The 16,005-nt window shown below is 60.5% G+C and carries 12 protein-coding genes; 9 read left to right on the plus strand and 3 right to left on the minus strand.

What is annotated here, in order from left to right; genetic code table 11:
* Positions 1–115 precede the first annotated feature (115 nt).
* On the minus strand, positions 116–955 hold the full coding sequence (locus BMZ10_RS18020) for a 23S rRNA (adenine(2030)-N(6))-methyltransferase RlmJ (RefSeq protein ID WP_093465230.1): 840 nt from the start codon (positions 953–955) through the stop codon (positions 116–118).
* A 332-nt stretch (positions 956–1,287) separates the two neighbouring features.
* On the opposite strand from BMZ10_RS18020, the gene BMZ10_RS18025 reads away from it, so the two are divergent.
* Positions 1,288–1,554, plus strand: coding sequence for a hypothetical protein (locus tag BMZ10_RS18025; protein ID WP_093465233.1), 267 nt, complete (start codon positions 1,288–1,290; stop codon positions 1,552–1,554).
* Positions 1,555–1,681: 127 nt separating this feature from the next.
* On the opposite strand, the gene BMZ10_RS18030 is transcribed toward BMZ10_RS18025, so the two are convergent.
* Positions 1,682–2,785, minus strand: a complete 1,104-nt coding sequence (locus tag BMZ10_RS18030; protein ID WP_093465236.1) for a choline metabolism transcriptional regulator GbdR — start codon at positions 2,783–2,785, stop codon at positions 1,682–1,684.
* A gap of 818 nt (positions 2,786–3,603) precedes the next feature.
* A complete protein-coding gene (locus BMZ10_RS18035; protein ID WP_093465238.1) occupies positions 3,604–4,980 on the minus strand; it encodes an L-serine ammonia-lyase in 1,377 nt (458 codons plus the stop codon).
* 477 nt (positions 4,981–5,457) lie between these two features.
* Between BMZ10_RS18035 and BMZ10_RS18040 the strand changes: the two genes are divergently transcribed.
* The 8 genes from BMZ10_RS18040 to BMZ10_RS18075 all read left to right on the plus strand — a co-directional run bounded on the left by BMZ10_RS18040 (position 5,458) and on the right by BMZ10_RS18075 (position 15,902).
* On the plus strand, positions 5,458–6,405 hold the full coding sequence (locus BMZ10_RS18040; RefSeq protein ID WP_093465241.1) for a choline ABC transporter substrate-binding protein: 948 nt from the start codon (positions 5,458–5,460) through the stop codon (positions 6,403–6,405).
* 64 nt (positions 6,406–6,469) lie between these two features.
* Positions 6,470–7,318 carry a choline ABC transporter permease subunit gene (gene choW / locus BMZ10_RS18045; protein ID WP_177182163.1) on the plus strand — a complete coding sequence of 283 codons (849 nt, stop codon included), beginning with the start codon at positions 6,470–6,472 and terminating at the stop codon, positions 7,316–7,318.
* Positions 7,315–8,496, plus strand: coding sequence for a choline ABC transporter ATP-binding protein (choV, locus tag BMZ10_RS18050; RefSeq protein WP_093465246.1), 1,182 nt, complete (start codon positions 7,315–7,317; stop codon positions 8,494–8,496). The genes choW and choV overlap by 4 nt, the downstream gene beginning before the upstream one ends.
* A 309-nt stretch (positions 8,497–8,805) precedes the next feature.
* Complete coding sequence (gene betI, locus BMZ10_RS18055; RefSeq protein ID WP_093465249.1) at positions 8,806–9,405, plus strand: transcriptional regulator BetI; 600 nt, start codon at positions 8,806–8,808, stop codon at positions 9,403–9,405.
* A gap of 84 nt (positions 9,406–9,489) precedes the next feature.
* Positions 9,490–10,962 carry a betaine-aldehyde dehydrogenase gene (betB, locus tag BMZ10_RS18060; RefSeq protein ID WP_093465252.1) on the plus strand — a complete coding sequence of 491 codons (1,473 nt, stop codon included), beginning with the start codon at positions 9,490–9,492 and terminating at the stop codon, positions 10,960–10,962.
* Between the two features lie 236 nt (positions 10,963–11,198).
* A complete protein-coding gene (betA, locus tag BMZ10_RS18065; RefSeq protein ID WP_093465255.1) occupies positions 11,199–12,899 on the plus strand; it encodes a choline dehydrogenase in 1,701 nt (566 codons plus the stop codon).
* 235 nt (positions 12,900–13,134) lie between these two features.
* Positions 13,135–14,577 carry a TldD/PmbA family protein gene (locus tag BMZ10_RS18070; RefSeq protein ID WP_093465258.1) on the plus strand — a complete coding sequence of 481 codons (1,443 nt, stop codon included), beginning with the start codon at positions 13,135–13,137 and terminating at the stop codon, positions 14,575–14,577.
* Positions 14,577–15,902 (plus strand): TldD/PmbA family protein, encoded by a 1,326-nt coding sequence (locus BMZ10_RS18075; protein ID WP_093465261.1) that lies wholly within the window; start codon positions 14,577–14,579, stop codon positions 15,900–15,902. Before BMZ10_RS18070 ends, BMZ10_RS18075 begins: the two co-directional genes overlap by 1 nt.
* Positions 15,903–16,005: the final 103 nt, after the last annotated feature.

The following is a 16,005-nucleotide window of genomic DNA, read 5'->3' on the forward strand; positions in this document are numbered from 1 at the left end:
TGGGGTGATGCAGGAGGCCAATTCCCGGCCAAACCGGTCCTACCGGAGGATCGCGTACCCCGTAGGACCGGCTTTAGCCGGGAACAGGCTGTTATTACGCAGAATTCAGAATGGGCTATTCCGCTATCAACCAATCCATCTTCCAGTCACCCTGAGTCTGACCCAGCTTCTCGGCCAGCCACGGCAGCAGCTCGCGTAACTCTTCTTCCAGCCCCCATGGCGGATTGGCGATCGCCAGCCCGGAGCCGTTGAGGCTGTTGGGCGTTTCCAGCGGATGCACCAGCAACTCAACCCGCAGCAGCTTCGGCGCGCCGGTTTCGGCGAGGTCCTGATAGAAGCGTTTCAGGGCGCGCTGGTCTTTGACCGGATACCAGATGGCGGCGACGGTCTGGCGCATGCGCGCGATGGCCTCCTTGAGCGCAACGGAGCAACGCTTCATCTCGTCCAGTTGCTCGAAAGGCGGATCAATGAGCATGACCGCGCGCTTTTCCTGAACCGGCAGCAGCGCCCGGGGCACATACCAGCCCTCACCCAGATGCACCGCGACGCGACGGTCGTATTTCATGTTGTCTTTGAGCAGCGCGCCATCTTCGGGGTGCTTTTCGTTAAGCAGCACACGGTCCTGCTCACGAGTCAGGCGACGCGCCAACTCCGGGGAGCCGGGATAGTAACGCAGCTCACCGTTCTTGCGGTTCATGTGACGAATGACGTTCATGTAACCCGCGGCCATCGGCGGCACGTCTTCGGCATCCCACAGACGGCCGATGCCTTCGATCCATTCACCGGTACGTGTCGCCTGATCGCCCTGCAGGTCGTACAGCCCTAGGCCAGCATGGGTGTCGAGATAGGCAAAAGGCTGCTCTTTGCGCGACATCAGCGCGAGCAATCGAGTCAGGACAATGTGTTTGAAAACGTCGGCGTGGTTGCCGGCGTGGAAGGCGTGACGGTAGTTCATGGCGGCTCCTGGAAGGCTGCGGAGTTTACCAAAACAGCCGCCGTCGCGCAGACCGCTCATACCCTGCAGCACCCTGGGCATCCAAACGGCAGGCAAAAAAATCCCCGGTTAAGCCGTTACAAAACCGGGGCTGAGGCACTTGCGCAGGCTAGAGGGTGACCAAACCATGACCTGCGCAATTTTGAATGAGGCCATTATGCCGAATTAACTAAACAGTTACATAGCCGAAAACGACACCGTTATGCGTATGTCAGACATTGCCGACGACAGGTATTGCCGAGCCCTTCGGGCCCCACCAGAATCGAATCATTCCCAATAAAGGAGCCAACGTCATGATGCATGCGGACCTGATCGACCAGGACGATCTCATCGGCCAACTCAGATCCATCGGCTTTGAAACGCCCTCCGGCGCCAGCGCCGAACAGGCGTGCGCCCAGGTCGTCTGCGGTCTGACCGAAGACCGCGCCCGAGCGCTGCGACAACTGGTGGAAAGAATGCTCAGCGGCAGTGCCACCATCCTCCCGGCGGTGCGCCAGGCGATCGATCAGCAGCTGTTGCCGGCGCTGGCGACGTATAACCAGGGCCGCGTACAGGCCTGACACTTAACTTGGATGTGTAGGAGCGCGCTTGCCCGCGATGGAGGTTGCCTGCAACCGATGTGTCGACTGACACGCCGCAATCGCGGGCAAGCGCGCTCCTACAGCACGCACATAATGCGTGAGCCTGTTACAACCTCACACTCGCAAACGTCGACTCATTACGCGCCTGGCTCAGTGCAGACAGCGGGCCCGACAGCGGCGCGAGCACCATCGCTTGGGGAATCGGCATCATCGCCACCTGTTGTGCCGTGTTGGAGCCGACGCGTTCGTCACGCGGTGGAATGCCGAAATATTCGCGGTAGCACTTGGAGAAGTGCGGCGTGGAAACGAAGCCGCAGACCGACGCCACTTCGATGATCGACATCGGCGTCTGTTTGAGCAACTGACGCGCACGGATCAGGCGCAGCTTGAGGTAATAGCGTGACGGCGAACAGTGCAGGTATTTCTGGAACAGCCTTTCCAGCTGACGCCTGGACACCGAGACATACACCGCGAGTTCGTCGAGGTCGATCGGCTCCTCAAGGTTCGCCTCCATCAGGGCGACGATTTCCTGAAGCTTCGGCTGATTGGTGCCGAGCATGTGTTTGAGCGGCACGCGCTGATGATCCTGCTCATTACGGATACGCTCGTAGACGAACATTTCCGAGATTGCAGCGGACAGTTCACGCCCGTGATCGCGGCTGATCAGGTGCAGCATCATGTCCAGCGGCGCCGTGCCGCCCGAACTGGTGAAGCGGTTGCGATCGAGGGTGAACAGGCGAGTGCTCATGGCAACGCGCGGAAAAGCTTCCTGCATCGCGGCCAGACATTCCCAGTGCACGCTGCAATCGAAACCATCGAGCAGGCCCGCGCAGGCCAGTGCCCAGCTGCCGGTGCACACAGCGCCAAGGCGGCGGGATTGACGCGCCTGACTCTGCAGCCAGCTCACATGTTCGCGCGTGACCGTGCGCTGAATGCCGACGCCGCCACAGACGATTACGGTGTCGAGCACCGGCGCCTTGTGCATGGCCGCGTCAGGGGTGATTTGCAGGCCGTCGCTGGCCCAGACCTGGCCGCCGTCGACGCTCAGTGTGGTCCAGCGATACAGCTCACGGCCAGAAAGCTGGTTGGCCATACGCAGTGGCTCAACCGCTGATGCGAGGGAAATGAGTGTGAAATTGTCCAGCAGCAAAAAGCCGATGGATTGAGGCGCACGGTTCTGGGGTTGTGCCCCGGAGTTGAACGAAGTCATCACGGTATCTCCTCACACGAAAAGCGGTTGATGGCCCCAAGAAGAGGCTCTTGTTGTTGGCTCTCATCAGTGGAGAGCTTTGTTATTGCAACGCAAATGCCATGCCTAAACTTGAATGGGCATTCAATAAATCCTGATTGCGACGTCGCGATGCGTCTATTCGGGAGCGACATGAGCGTTCGATTCGCGACCTGCTGGACGCAAGGCCTTATAACAGAGGGCGGGCTGAGCAATTCAGTAGCACTTTTGTGAAGTGCCCAAATGCCAGCACAAGCTGGAGTGTCACCGCATGCACAGGTGACAGGCGGCGCAGCGGATAAGGTCGGTGTGACATGGCTTTGCGCCATGTTCGGCAGCCTCCGCGCCAAAAGGCAGCGGCAGGCTCGAAACGTGAGCGAAAAGCGAGCAGCGGCATGTTGCGCCCCCATGATCGACGACGGGCACAAGGCCTCGTGAGCAAGCTCACTCCCACCTATTTCGCGACGTGACGTCGCTCGCCAAAAACGCCACGCCCCCCCTGTAGCAGCGCGCCTGCTCGGGGCCGCCATCTGACGAAGTCTGATTTCCAGACGCTGCATCTCCACAGCATGCACCTGCCTCTTCCCGGCTGAAGCCGGTCCTACAGACGCTGCAAATTCTTCGTAGGACCGGCTTCAGCCGGGAAGGCATTGGGTATTACGATGATCGAGGGGCTATTAAAGACAACTGGCTCACTCCCACGGGTTGGCCGTTGCCAGTCATCGCTGCCTACGACGCAAACCCTGTGGGAGTGAGTTGGCTCACGAAGGCGTCAGATCAGGTGCCGCCGAATCAACGCCTCAACACTCAACCGCACTGACAGCCAATCCGCCGCGCGACGTTTCTTTGTATTTGTCGTGCATGTCCGCGCCGGTGTCGCGCATGGTGCGGATGACGCGATCCAGGGAGATGAAGTGCTTACCGTCCCCGCGTAACGCCATCTGGGCGGCGTTGATGGCTTTCACGGCAGCAATCGCGTTGCGTTCGATACAGGGCACCTGAACCAGACCGCCGACCGGATCGCAGGTCAGGCCAAGGTTGTGTTCCAGACCGATCTCGGCGGCGTTGCACAGTTGCTCGGGAGTGGCCCCAAGGATATCCGCCAGCCCCGCGGCTGCCATGGCGCATGCCGACCCGACCTCGCCCTGACAGCCGACTTCGGCTCCGGAAATGGAGGCGTTCTTTTTGCAGAGAATGCCGATTGCTGCCGCGCCGAGGAAGTAATCCACCACGTTCGCTTCACTGACTTCATCACTGAACTTCACGAAGTAATGCAGGACGGCCGGAATGATCCCCGCCGCGCCATTGGTGGGCGCCGTCACCATGCGCCCGCCTGCGGCGTTTTCTTCGTTGACCGCCAGGGCGAACAGGTTGACCCACTCCATTGCGCTCAACGTCGAGCCAATGACATTGGGTTTATTGAGTTCCTGAAGACTGCGGTGCAGACGCGCCGCTCGACGACGTACATTCAGGCCACCTGGCAGGATGCCCTCTTCTTTCAGGCCGTGCTCGACGCAATCCTGCATGGCCTTCCACAAGCGCATCAGGCCGGCGCGAATCTCTTCCTCACTGCGCCAGACCTTTTCGTTGGCCATCATCAATTCCGACACGCGCAGATTGTTTTTCTCGCACAGCATCAGCAGCTCATCAGCGCTGGAAAAGTCGTAGGGCAGTACCGTGTTGTCCGCATCGAGAACGCCACTGGCGGCCTGCGCCTCGTCGACGACAAAGCCTCCGCCGACCGAGTAATACGTGTCGCGAAACGCCTCGCCTCGTGCATCGAATGCAATCAGCGTCATGGCGTTGGGGTGATACGGCAGGTTTTCGTCGAGCAGCAACATGTCGCGCTGCCAGACGAAGGCAACCGGATGATCGCCGTTGAGCTTCAGCGTGTCGGTTTCCCGCAGCTCTGCGATGCGCTGGCCGATCTGCGATGGATCAATTGCGTCAGGCCACTCGCCCATCAGCCCCATGATCACTGCGTTGTCGCTGCCGTGACCGACGCCGGTTGCCGACAACGAGCCATACAACTGCACTTCGATGCGCGTGACCGACGCCAGCTGGCCACGCTCGCGCAGCCCTTGCACGAATAACGCCGCTGCACGCATTGGCCCCACGGTATGAGAACTGGAGGGGCCGATACCGATCTTGAACAGGTCGAAAACGCTGATAGCCATTAACCGCAAACCTCCGCAAAACAGGGTTCCCGGCGCGCCGCGCGGCCGGCGACGGAACTGCTACGCTGAAGCTGTCATCCGTCGAGATGGCGGCATCATCAGCCTTTTATCTCGAAGGGCGGCGTCTCACACCGACTCACTCATGTCCACGAACGTCGCCGCTGCACATGCGCGCGCAAGAGCCGACTCGCCAGAAAGAGGCCTCACTGTTTTCGACACTTTTTGCCGCATAGACACTCGAAAACCGCTCGGCGGGCGGGGAAAAAATCTGTAAGCGACGTCACTGACACTGGATACGACCCCCTATGTACTGGTTACGACGCACCCTGTAGGCGTTTGTTTTTCCCTGTTACATGATCGTTAACGACTCAATCGCCAGACGCAGTGATAGAGCTGTTTTCCCCCTTGACTCGCCGACACCAGAAAACGCGTCAGCCTCGGCTGATGACGAGAAGAAAACACCTAAGGAGTCCAACCATGAAAGGTTCACAAAAGCTGTTGCTGGGCGTTGTGCTGAGTCTGCCCGTTCTGACTCAGGCCGCAGAGCCCGCCGCTTGCAAGATGGTCAATTTTTCTGACGTAGGCTGGACCGATATCACTGCGACGACCGCTGTCACCAGCGTGGTGCTGCAGTCGCTGGGTTACAAGACCAAAACCACCATGATTTCCGTGCCCGTGACCTACAAGTCGCTGGCCGATGGCAAGAACATGGACATCTTCCTCGGCAACTGGATGCCGACCATGGAAAACGACATCAAGGCCTATCGCGATGCCGGCACCGTTGAAACCGTCCGCGCCAACCTTGAAAACGCCAAATACACCCTCGCCGTTCCGCAAGCCCTCTACGACAAAGGCCTTCACGATTTCGCCGACATCGTCAAATTCAAGAAAGAGCTCGACGGCAAGATCTACGGCATCGAGCCCGGCAACGACGGCAACCGCCTGATCCAGAGCATGATCGACAAGAACGCCTTCGGCTTGAAAGACGCAGGCTTCAAGGTCGTGGAATCCAGCGAAGCGGGCATGCTGTCGCAAGTCGACCGCGCCACCAAACGCAACACCGACGTCGTGTTCCTGGGCTGGGAACCGCACCCGATGAACACCCGTTTCAAAATCCAGTACCTGACCGGTGGCGACGATTTCTTCGGCCCCAACTTCGGCCAGGCGACGGTCTACACCAACGTGCGCAAGGGCTACACCACCGAGTGCGCCAACGTTGGCCAACTGCTGAAGAATCTGTCCTTCACCTTGCCGATGGAAAGCTCCCTGATGGGCAACATTCTGGACGACAAGATGAAGCCTGATGCCGCAGCCAAGGCATGGCTGAAGAAGAACCCACAAGTACTCGACACCTGGTTGGCAGGTGTGACCACAGTGGACGGTAAACCTGGCCTGGAGGCCGCAAAAGCCGAGCTGACGAAGTAACTCGACACGCAGGCGGGTACGCCCGCCTGTTGTCCTCATTTCATCCCGCACGCGGACAACCGATATCATGCTGACTGATCACAAAATCCCCCTAGGCCAGTACATTGCAGGCTTCGTTGACTGGCTGACGCAACATGGCGCCAGCACGTTCGACGCCATCGCATCGTCGCTGGAAACCATGATCCACGGACTGACCTCGGGTCTGACCTGGTTCAACCCCTTCGTCCTGATCGGCCTGATAGCTCTGCTTGCCCATTACATCCAGCGCAAATGGGGCCTGACCGCCTTTGTCGTCATTTCCTTCCTGCTGATCCTGAACTTGGGTTATTGGCAGGAAACCATGGAGACCCTCGCGCAAGTGCTGTTCGCGACGCTGGTCTGCGTGGTCATCGGTGTGCCGCTGGGCATTGTTGCCGCGCACAAGCCGATGTTTTACACCTGCATGCGCCCGATCCTGGACCTGATGCAGACAGTCCCGACTTTCGTGTACCTGATCCCTACCCTGACTCTCTTCGGGCTCGGTGTGGTTCCCGGTCTGATTTCCACGGTGGTGTTCGCGATTGCCGCACCGATCCGTCTGACCTATCTGGGCATCTGCGACGTACCGCAGGAATTGCTCGACGCCGGCAAAGCCTTCGGCTGCTCCCGTCGTCAACTGCTTTCCCGAATCGAACTGCCTCACGCCATGCCCAGCATTGCGGCCGGTATCACTCAGTGCATCATGCTGTCGTTGTCGATGGTGGTGATTGCGGCACTGGTGGGCGCCGATGGCTTGGGCAAACCCGTGGTCAACGCACTGAACACTGCTGATATCGCACTGGGCTTCGAAGCAGGCCTTGCGATCGTATTGCTGGCGATCATGCTCGACCGTATCTGCAAACAACCCGACGCTAAAGTGAGGGCCGACGCATGAGCATCATCAAATTCGACCAGGTAGACGTCGTCTTCTCCAAAGACCCGCGTGAGGCTCTCAAGCTGCTGGATCAGGGCCTGACGCGGCCAGAAATCCTGAAGAAGACCGGACAGATCGTTGGCGTCGAGAAAGCCAGCCTGGAGATCAACAAGGGCGAAATCTGCGTGCTGATGGGCTTGTCCGGGTCGGGCAAATCCAGTCTGCTGCGCTGCATCAACGGCTTGAACACCGTCAGCCGCGGCTCGCTGTTCGTGGAGCACGAAGGCAAACAGATCAACATCGCCAACTGCACACCGGCGGAACTGAAAATGATGCGCACCAAGCGCATCGCCATGGTGTTCCAGAAGTTCGCCCTGATGCCGTGGCTGACCGTTCGCGAGAACATCAGCTTCGGTCTGGAAATGCAGGGTCGTCCCGAGAAAGAACGTCGCCAGCTGGTTGACGAGAAACTCGAACTGGTCGGCCTGACCCAATGGCGCAACAAGAAGCCCGACGAGCTCTCCGGCGGCATGCAGCAGCGCGTCGGTCTGGCCCGTGCGCTGGCGATGGACGCCGACATTCTGCTGATGGACGAGCCGTTCTCCGCGCTCGACCCGTTGATCCGCCAGGGCCTGCAGGACGAACTGCTGGCGTTGCAGAAGAAACTGAGCAAGACCATCGTGTTCGTGAGCCACGACCTGGACGAAGCGCTCAAGCTCGGCACGCGGATCGCGATCATGAAAGATGGCCGGATCATTCAGTACAGCGTTCCGGAAGAAATCGTGCTTAACCCGGCGGACGAATATGTGCGTACGTTCGTGGCCCACACCAACCCGCTCAACGTGCTGTGCGGCCGCAGCCTGATGCGCCCGATCAACGATTGCACGCGCATCAACGGCTCCCAGGTCTGCCTGGATCCGGGCGACGATTCCTGGATCGACCTGGCCGATGGCAACACTATCAAGGGCCTGCATCAGCACGGCGCGGCTGTTGATCTGCAAAGCTGGGAACCGGGGCAGTCCGTGGAAAACCTGGGCCGCAAACCGACGGTCGTGCATTCGGACATCGGCATGCGCGAGGCGCTGCAGATCCGCTACCACACCGGCAACAAACTGGTGCTGCAAGAGAACAACCAGCTGGTCGGCATCCTGGGCGACAGCGAGCTGTACCACGCATTGCTTGGCAAGAATCACGGTTGATCGCGACACACGCTTAACGCAATACCTCTAGCAGATCTGATCTGATCGTTCCCACGCTCCGCGTGGGAATGCATCTCGGGACGCTCCGCGTCCAACGGTATGACGCGGAGCGTCAGGGGCGGGATTCCCACGCAGAGCGTGGGGAACGATCAGCACAGATGATCGACTTCGGCCTCGCAGACGCTGCCATTCACAACCTTTCCGCACGCCCATGGTTTTTTGTTGATTGAACGTTCAATTAAAAAGCACTAGACTGGAGGCCGTTTTTCAGTCCTTCACGATCACCCGGCGAGCCAAGGAGACTCACAGATGCCCAAGGTCGGTATGCAACCCATACGCCGTCAACAGCTGATTCAGGCCACCCTTTCGGCGGTCGATCAGGTCGGCATGGGCGACGCCAGCATTGCACTGATCGCCAAGCTGGCGGGCGTCTCCAACGGCATCATCAGTCACTACTTTCAGGACAAGAACGGCCTGATCGCAGCGACCATGCGCCATCTGATGAACGCGCTGATCATCAATGTCGCCGAGCGTCGTCAGGCGCTGACCGATGACAGCCCCCGCGCTCATCTGAAGGTGATCATCGAAGGCAACTTCGACGCCAGTCAGGTCAATGGACCGGCAATGAAAACCTGGCTCGCCTTCTGGGCAACCAGCATGCATTCGCCTTCGTTGCACCGCTTGCAACGGATCAACGATCACCGCCTGTATTCAAACCTGTGCTGCCAGTTCCGCCGCGTCCTGCCACTGGATGACGCACGCACCGCAGCACGCGGCCTGGCGGCGCTCATCGACGGTCTGTGGCTGCGCGGCGCGCTGTCGGGCGATGCGTTCGATACCGGACAGGCGCAACAGATCGCCTACGAATACATGGATTTGCAACTGGCAAAAGCGGCGCGCTGCTCCTGACAGGGACGCAGGCCGCCGAACAGCGATCGGCACTGCGCACGGCGCACCCGCTCAACGCCCATCACAGACAACTGCGAGGACTTTATGGCCCGTTTCGAATTGCAAAAACTCTACATTGACGGTGGTTACGTCGACGCCAGCAGCGACGCGACCTTTGAAGCCATTAACCCCGCCAACGGCGAAGTCCTTGCCAAGGTTCAGCGCGCGACCGAAGCCGACGTCGAGCGCGCTGTGGTCAGCGCCGAGAAAGGCCAGAAGATCTGGGCCGCCATGACCGCCATGGAGCGTTCGCGGATCCTGCGCCGTGCCGTTGATATCCTGCGCGAGCGCAACGACGAACTGGCCGCGCTGGAAACCCTGGACACCGGCAAATCCATTTCCGAAACCAGATACGTCGACATCGTCACCGGCGCTGACGTGCTTGAGTACTACGCCGGTCTGGTCCCGGCCATCGAAGGCGAGCAGATTCCGCTGCGCGACACTTCGTTCGTCTACACCCGCCGCGAACCACTGGGCGTGACCGTCGGCATCGGCGCGTGGAACTACCCGATCCAGATCGCCTTGTGGAAATCCGCGCCTGCGCTGGCGGCCGGTAACGCAATGATCTTCAAACCCAGCGAGGTCACCTCGCTCACGACCCTGAAACTGGCGGAAATCTACACCGAAGCAGGCGTTCCAGACGGCGTCTTCAACGTCCTGACCGGCAGTGGCCGTGAAGTCGGTACCTGGCTGACCGAGCACCCGCGCATCGAGAAGATTTCGTTCACTGGCGGGACCGATACCGGCAAGAAAGTGATGGCCAGCGCCTCCAGCTCCTCACTCAAGGAAGTGACAATGGAGCTGGGCGGCAAATCGCCGCTGATCATTTTCGAGGACGCCGATCTGGATCGCGCTGCCGACATCGCGATGATGGCCAACTTCTACAGCTCGGGTCAGGTCTGCACCAACGGCACCCGCGTCTTCGTGCCGAGCGCGTTGAAGTCCGCCTTCGAAGCCAAAATCATCGAACGCGTCAAGCGCATCCGCGTCGGCAACCCGCAGGACGACAACACCAACTTCGGCCCACTGGTGAGCTTTGCGCACATGGAAAGCGTGTTGGGCTACATCGCCAAAGGCAAGGAAGAAGGCGCCCGTCTGTTGATCGGCGGCCATCGCCTGACCGAGGGCGAGTTCGGCAACGGCGCCTTCGTCGCCCCGACCGTTTTCACCGATTGCCGCGACGACATGACCATCGTCAAAGAAGAAATCTTCGGCCCGGTCATGAGCATTCTGAGCTACGACACCGAAGAAGAAGTCATTCGCCGCGCCAACGACACCGATTTCGGCCTTGCCGCCGGCATCGTGACGCGGGACCTGAACCGCGCTCATCGCGTGATTCATCAGCTCGAAGCCGGTATCTGCTGGATCAACGCCTGGGGCGAGTCCGACGCGAAGATGCCGGTCGGCGGCTACAAACAGTCGGGCGTGGGCCGCGAAAACGGGATTAGCTCGCTGGCGCAGTACACCCGGATCAAATCGGTACAGGTCGAGCTGGGCGATTACGCCTCGGTGTTCTGACCCGCCCCACTCCTACAGTCGAACGCAATCACTGTAGGAGTGAGCTTGCTCGCGATGGCGTCAGTACATCTTGCATCTCTGCTGACTGATCCGCCGCTCTCGCGAGCAAGCTCACTCCTACAAGTCCCGAGGCCAGTTCGGCTAGCGCATTAGCATGGGGCGCAAGGGGTCGAGCATGCCTATTGCTCCCCCCTGCTTCTCTCGACCGCCCACTTTCTGAAGAGGGAGCATCTTCAATGTCCCAAGAATTCGATTACATCATCATCGGCGCAGGCTCGGCCGGTAACACCCTGGCAGCCCGTCTCACCGAAGACGCGGGCGTCACTGTTCTGCTGCTCGAAGCGGGCGGCCCGGATTACCGCGCCGACTTCCGCACCCAGATGCCGGCCGCGCTGGCCTTCCCGCTGCAAGGCCGTCGCTACAACTGGGCATATGAAACCGAGCCAGAGCCGCACATGAACAACCGTCGCATGGAGTGCGGCCGTGGCAAGGGCCTGGGTGGCTCGTCGTTGATCAACGGCATGTGCTACATCCGTGGCAATGCGCTGGACTACGACGGCTGGGCGAAAAATCCAGGACTGGAAGACTGGACCTATCTCGACTGCCTGCCGTACTTCCGCAAGGCGGAAACCCGCGACATCGGTGCCAACGACTTTCACGGTGGCGATGGCCCGGTCAGCGTGACCACGCCCAAAGCCGGCAACAATCCGCTGTTCGCGGCAATGGTCGAAGCGGGCGTGCAGGCGGGGTATCCGCGTACCGACGACCTCAACGGTTACCAGCAGGAAGGCTTCGGTCCGATGGATCGCACGGTCACGCCATTCGGCCGCCGCGCGAGTACGGCACGCGGCTATCTGGACGAGGCCAAGAAGCGCTCGACCCTGACCATCGTCACCCATGCCCTGACCGACCGGATCCTGTTCGACGGCAAGCGCGCGGTTGGGGTGGCTTATCTGGTGGGCGACAGCGACACCCGCATCGAAGCCCGCGCGCGCAAGGAAGTCTTGCTGTGCGGCGGCGCGATCGCTTCGCCGCAGATTCTGCAGCGCTCCGGCGTGGGTCCTGCGGCGCTGCTGCAGAAGCTCGATATCCCTGTGGTTCACGACCTGCCGGGCGTTGGCGAGAACCTTCAGGACCATCTGGAGATGTACCTGCAATACGCCTGCAAGGAGCCGGTTTCGCTGTACCCGTCGCTGCTGTGGTGGAACCAGCCCGCCATTGGTGCTGAGTGGATGTTCCTGGGCAAGGGCATCGGCGCCAGCAATCAGTTCGAAGCCGGCGGGTTTATTCGCTCGCGCAAGGAGTTCGAGTGGCCGAACATTCAGTATCACTTCCTGCCCGTTGCGATTAATTACAACGGCAGCAAGGGCGTGCGCGAACACGGCTTTCAGGCCCACGTCGGTTCGATGCGCTCGCCGAGCCGCGGCCGTGTGCAACTGAAATCGAAAAACCCGCGTGAGTACCCGAGCATCCTTTTCAACTACATGTCCACCGAGCAGGACTGGCAGGAATTTCGTGACGGCATCCGCCTGACCCGCGAAATCATGCAACAGCCTGCGCTGGACAAATATCGTGGTCGCGAAATCAGCCCAGGCATCGAGGTCCAGACCGATGAGCAGCTGGATCAATTCGTCCGCGAACACGCCGAAACGGCGTATCACCCGTCCTGCTCCTGCAAGATGGGCAACGACGAGATGGCCGTGGTCGATGGTCAGGGCCGCGTGCATGGAATGGAAGGCCTGCGCGTAGTGGACGCCTCGATCATGCCGCTGATCACGACCGGCAACCTCAACGCGCCGACCATCATGATTGCCGAGAAGATCGCCGACAAAATCCGCGGCCGCGCGCCTTTGCCGCGCAGCACCGCGAAGTACTACGTGGCAGGCGATGCGCCGGTGCGCGGCACGCCGATGCGGGAGATAGGCCACACAGCCTGAGGACGACGCGCACTCGTAGGAGTGTGGCTTGTCCCGCGATCGGCGGGGAACCCGTCGTAAAATCGGCAAACTCGGTGTACCAGGAAAACCGCATTTGCTGAGTTTGCTGCCGGTTCCCGGCAGATCGCGGGACAAGCCACGCTCCTACAGTGCGGGAATTCACGTCCCGCCGCAGGGCTCAAGCGCGCTATGATTCGGACCGTTGCCTGTCCGAATCGCCAAGGAGCTTTCCTGCATGTTCGACTTTTCCGCTCACCTCAAGCAGCGGTTCGCAGCCCTGCGCAGCGGCGCTCAGTTTTTCTCTCTGCGTTACGTCAAACAGACCAGCCAACACCTCTCGGTGCGCAAGAACATCGCCGAACCGCCACAACTGAGCACCGACGAAGGCGCGATGCTGACGGTGCGCGTCAATGGCGTGGAAGCGTATGCCGCCACCAACGACATCTCGCAACGCGGCCTGCAGGCGGCTCTTGAGCGCGCCGAAAACCAGGCCCGGATGCTGGCCTCACACGCTCTGCTCGATCTGAGCGACCAGCCTGTCGCCACCAGCTGCGCGGATTATCTTTCACCCAATCTGAACAGCGCCTTTCCATCGTTGAGCGACTGCTACGCATTGCTTGGCAGTGAGTCCGCCAACGTTCCGCATGACGAACGCCTGGTGAACTGGCAGGTCAGTCTGGGACTGGAAAACGTCGAGCAGATCTATCTCAACAGCGCCGGAGCGCAGATCCGTCAGGCGCACCGTTTTGTGTTTCCCGGGCTGAGCGTGACCGCATACGACGGCCAGGACAGCCAGACCCGCAGCCTGGGCCGCGAGAACTTCGGCCAGCAGGGCGGCGCGGAAGTCATCGACGCTTGCGGCATCATCGGTGCCGCAAGGCAGGTCGCCGATCAGGCGCTGCAACTGATCATGGCGCCCAACACGCCCACCGGCCCGCGTGATTTGCTGTTGCTGCCCGACCAGATGATCCTGCAGATTCACGAATCCATCGGCCATCCGCTGGAGCTGGACCGCATCCTGGGCGACGAGCGCAATTACGCGGGCACCAGCTTCGTCAATGTCAGCGATTTCGGCAGCCTGCAATATGGCTCCAGCCTGCTCAACGTGACGTTCAATCCCGACATTCCCGAACAGCTCGCCAGTTACGGTTACGACGACGATGGCACGCCCGCCAGCAAACAATTTCTGATCAGGGACGGCATTCTCGAACGGCCGTTGGGTGGCGCGCTGTCGCAGTACAGATCGGGCATGGAAGGCGTGGCCAACAGCCGCGCGTGCAGCTGGAACCGCGCGCCGATCGATCGCATGGCCAACCTCAACATCGAACCGGGCGACCAATCGATGGAGCAACTGGTGAGCGGCATCGAGCACGGCATTCTGATGAGTACCAATCGCTCCTGGTCGATCGATGACGCGCGAAACAAGTTTCAGTTCGGCTGCGAATGGGGTCAGTTGATCGAGAACGGCGAAATCAAGGGCGTGGTGAAAAACCCGAACTACCGCGCCATTTCCGCGCAATTCTGGCGCAGCCTAAGTGCGGTCGGCGATGCGAGCACATTCAAGGTGCTCGGCACGCCGAACTGCGGCAAGGGCGAGCCCAACCAGGTGGTTCGCGTGGGCCACGCCTCGCCAGCCTGCGTATTCGCCAATGTCGACGTTTTCGGAGGTGACGCCTGATGTCCCATCAAGATCAATTCCATGCACTCGCCGACGGGTTGAGCGCTGCCATCACATCCGAAGAGCGCTTCACGCTCGGCTATAACGCCGAAGCGTCGGATTTCATCCGTTTCAACCACGGCAAGGTCAGGCAGGCGGGGCATGTGCAGCAGGCCAGCGTCTATTTCAAGCTGATCGCCAGCGGTCGCCACGCCAATCTGGACCTGACGCTGTCAGGCGAAAGCGACGTGGATCAACAGCGCTTGAAGCAGGCGCTTGAGCAACTGCGCGAAACCCTGACGCTCTTGCCGCAAGATCCTTATCTGTTGCTTAACGACGAGCCGTGGCACAGCAGCAACGTGCAGGACACGCCGCTGCCGGACAGCGCGCAGGTAGTGGACCGTATCGCGCAACTCGGCGAAAGGCTCGATCTGGTCGGCATCTACGCGGCAGGTCCGGTCTACCGGGGTTTCGCCAGTTCCAGCGGCGCGGCGGGTTGGCATCAGGCCAACAGCTTCAACTTCGACTGGTCCCTGTTTCATGAAAACGGCCAGGCGGTGAAAGCCAACTACGCCGGTCACCAATGGGACGACGAGGCATTCACCCGCCGCTTCGCGCTGGCCCGCGAGCAACTTGAGTTTCTCGATCGTCCGGCGCACAAGCTTGCGCCCGGTCAATACCGCGCCTACCTCGCTCCGGCTGCGCTGGAGGAAGTCATCGGCATGCTCTGCTGGGGTGGGTTCTCTGCCCAGTCGCTGGCCAACAAAACCAGTCCGCTGCAACGGTTGTACGACGCTCATGCCGCGTTGAGCCCGCTGGTGAGTCTGGACGAGCAGGTGACCGGGTCGTTGTCGCCGGCGTTTTCGGGCGAAGGGTATCGGCGCTCCGATCTGTCGCTGGTGGCGAATGGCATCGCCAGAGACCGGCTGATCGATTCCCGCAGCGCCGCCGAATACGGCCTTGTCGCCAACGGCGCAGGCTGGGGCGAGTCGCCCAGCGCGCTGAGCATGAATGCTGGCGCCCTGGCGCTGGACGACGTGCTAGAGGCGCTTGGCACCGGGCTGTACATCAGCAACCTCTGGTACTTGAACTTCTCCGACCGCAACGCCGGGCGCATGACCGGCATGACCCGCTTTGCAACCTTCTGGGTGGAAGACGGCAAGATCAAGGCGCCGGTCAGCACCATGCGGTTCGACGACAGTATCTTCAGCCTGCTGGGCGACTCGCTGGAACAATTGACGGCGCAAAGGGAACTCATTCTGTCGACAAGTACCTACAGTCAACGTCAGACAGCCTCGAATCTGCTGCCGGGAGCGCTGATCAGCAAGCTGACACTGACGCTGTAGCCAGACGCAATCCATGTAGGTGTGAGCTCGCGATAGCGCAACGTCAGGTGCTGCTCCGTGGGCAGACAGAACGCTCTCGCGAGCAAGCTCACGCCTACAATGA

Source organism: Pseudomonas sp. NFR16 (assembly GCF_900108875.1).
Classification (GTDB): domain Bacteria; phylum Pseudomonadota; class Gammaproteobacteria; order Pseudomonadales; family Pseudomonadaceae; genus Aquipseudomonas.

Bases quoted from the DNA above. Each gene is read 5' to 3' on its own strand.
- betA (WP_093465255.1), top strand. From the start codon at position 11,199: ATGTCCCAAGAATTCGATTACATCATCATCGGCGCAGGCTCGGCCGGT.
- BMZ10_RS18025 (WP_093465233.1), top strand. From the start codon at position 1,288: ATGATGCATGCGGACCTGATCGACCAGGACGATCTCATCGGCCAACTC.
- BMZ10_RS18035 (WP_093465238.1), bottom strand. From the start codon at position 4,980: ATGGCTATCAGCGTTTTCGACCTGTTCAAGATCGGTATCGGCCCCTCC.
- BMZ10_RS18070 (WP_093465258.1), top strand. From the start codon at position 13,135: ATGTTCGACTTTTCCGCTCACCTCAAGCAGCGGTTCGCAGCCCTGCGC.
- BMZ10_RS18040 (WP_093465241.1), top strand. From the start codon at position 5,458: ATGAAAGGTTCACAAAAGCTGTTGCTGGGCGTTGTGCTGAGTCTGCCC.
- BMZ10_RS18020 (WP_093465230.1), bottom strand. From the start codon at position 955: ATGAACTACCGTCACGCCTTCCACGCCGGCAACCACGCCGACGTTTTC.
- BMZ10_RS18075 (WP_093465261.1), top strand. From the start codon at position 14,577: ATGTCCCATCAAGATCAATTCCATGCACTCGCCGACGGGTTGAGCGCT.
- BMZ10_RS18030 (WP_093465236.1), bottom strand. From the start codon at position 2,785: ATGACTTCGTTCAACTCCGGGGCACAACCCCAGAACCGTGCGCCTCAA.
- betI (WP_093465249.1), top strand. From the start codon at position 8,806: ATGCCCAAGGTCGGTATGCAACCCATACGCCGTCAACAGCTGATTCAG.
- betB (WP_093465252.1), top strand. From the start codon at position 9,490: ATGGCCCGTTTCGAATTGCAAAAACTCTACATTGACGGTGGTTACGTC.
- choV (WP_093465246.1), top strand. From the start codon at position 7,315: ATGAGCATCATCAAATTCGACCAGGTAGACGTCGTCTTCTCCAAAGAC.